The sequence below is a fragment of the Phytopseudomonas dryadis genome (assembly GCF_004327355.1).
In the GTDB taxonomy this organism is placed as follows: Bacteria; Pseudomonadota; Gammaproteobacteria; order Pseudomonadales; family Pseudomonadaceae; genus Aquipseudomonas; species Aquipseudomonas dryadis.
Genome location: NZ_QJUM01000027.1, coordinates 24,463 through 26,308, shown reverse-complemented (window position 1 = coordinate 26,308; position 1,846 = coordinate 24,463). Strand labels below are relative to the sequence as shown.

2 protein-coding genes are annotated in these 1,846 nt (G+C 62.0%); both read left to right on the top strand.

All coding sequences use genetic code 11. The features are described from left to right. Positions 1-99 precede the first annotated feature (99 nt). The gene (locus tag DNK34_RS20095; RefSeq protein ID WP_131177302.1) at positions 100-951 is read left to right on the top strand and encodes a peptidylprolyl isomerase; all 852 of its coding nucleotides are present in this window, start codon (positions 100-102) and stop codon (positions 949-951) included. Continuing rightward, positions 938-1,795: a hypothetical protein gene (locus DNK34_RS20090; RefSeq protein WP_131199532.1), complete on the top strand. Its 858-nt coding sequence runs from the start codon at positions 938-940 to the stop codon at positions 1,793-1,795. The genes DNK34_RS20095 and DNK34_RS20090 overlap by 14 nt, the downstream gene beginning before the upstream one ends. Positions 1,796-1,846: the final 51 nt, after the last annotated feature.

The window sequence follows — 1,846 nt, the reverse complement described above, 5'->3', positions numbered from 1 at the left end:
GAAACTGTGAGCCATTACCCGCGCGCGATGGCTAAATGCTATATATACGCGCCAGAGTCGCTCTACCCTACGAAAAGGACAGGATTAATCAGGATGAAAATGCCGTACAGACTGGGTGTGATTGCACTGCTGATAGCCGCCATCGCTGGCTGCGATTCGGCTACCGATTCCATTGCCGAAGTGAACGGCGAGGCTGTCAGCCAGGCCCAGTTCGAGGCCTACCTCAAGTTCAAGCGGGTGCCCACGCAGAATGCCGAGTGGGTCAACCGCGAACTGGATGAATACCTGGAGCGCGCAGGGCTCGCAGGGCAGATCGAAGAACAGGGCCTGCTGCCCGCCGAGCAGATCGAGACCGAAGTCGCCGAGTTTCGCAAGCAGATGCTCATCAGCCGCTACTTCGAGGCGTTTCTTCGCGAGCGCGTGACGGACGAAGCCGTGCGCAATTTCTACGCCACCCACCCGGATCAGTTCCAGGCGAAGAAGGTACATGTGGCGCATATCCTTCTGCGCACCAACCCCGGCATGAGCGAGAACGAACGGCAGGCGCTGCTGAGCCGATCCCAGGAAATCCATGCTCGCGCCAATGCCGGCGAGGATTTCGTCGCGCTGGCCGCCACCTTCTCGGAAGATCAGTTGTCGGCCAAGCAGGGCGGCGATCTCGGCTGGCTTCAGGAGGGTGCCATCGACCCCGCGTTCAGCGGCAGGATCTTTTCGCTGAAAGCGGGTGACCTGTCCGAGCCGCTGGCGACCCCCTTCGGCTTTCACGTGATCAAGGTCATCGAAGGGCCGCAGGTGGTCAAGCAACCCTTCGAAGCGGTCAGTGGCGATATCCGCTATCGCCTGCGTCAGGAAGCCAAGCAGGCGGAACTGGAGCGGCTCAAGCAGGCGGCCAGGATCGAGCGTAAGGCTCAGCCTGACGTGGCCGAGGATGCTGACCGTGCGGCGAGCTAACAAGTTCGGCTACCTGCTTGCGGCCTCGCTGCTGGTGGGCTGTGACAATGACCGCCCGAGTGCGCAGGTCGAAGTGGAACCCTCTGCGACCTTGGCCACAGTGGATGGCGGCTCGGTGACGCGCGCCCAGTTGGAGCTGGCGATTGAACGTACGCTTGGCGAGTCGGCCCCGCTGTTCGCCAGTGAAGAAGTCGAGCGCAAGATACTCGACAGCCTGGTGGCCAGCCGGGCCATGGCGCTGCTCGCCGAGCGCGAACTGTCCGCCAGTGAGAAGGTTCAGCTGGAACTCAAGGTTCAGGCTTACCGGGAGGAAATGCTGGTTCGGCATTACCTGGAGCGCAATGCCACGCCGGAACCCGTCAGTAACGAGAGGGTGGCCGATTACTACGCGCGTCATGCCGAGGAGTTCGGTGGCGGGGTAGAGAAAAGTTTCGAGATCATCGCCAGCGACCGTCCGTTGGATGATGCGCGGCGCGTGGAGCTGATCGGCTTGCTCAGCGCAGAGGTTCAGGCAAGCAGTGACTGGCAGGCTCGGGTCACCCGCTGGAGGGCAGAGGGCAAGCCACTGGAGTATCGCAGCAACCGGCTGAAACCCGAGTTGCTCGAACAGCCGCTGCGCGGCCTGGTCGAGAGTACGGCGGCGGGAAGCGTGGCGCCCCTCTATGTCAAGGAACGACTGCTGCTGGTGCGGGTGCTGGAAGAGCGGCGCCTGCCCGCTCAGCCGCTGTCCCAGGTCAGTGGACAGATACGCGAAAAGCTTGCGCCACAGGCACTCAAGCAAGCAGTGAAGAGCCTCAGTGGTAAAGCGATCGAAGCGGTAGAGGTGCAATACAGCTCGCGCTAGACGAGCGTGTTGGAGCAAGCCGGCATGTGCCGGTATGAAAGGGAAACGGCA

What these genes read in the sequence shown, in the direction of transcription:
- DNK34_RS20095 (WP_131177302.1), top strand. Translation starts at nt 100, where the DNA reads ATGCCGTACAGACTGGGTGTGATTGCACTGCTGATAGCCGCCATCGCT.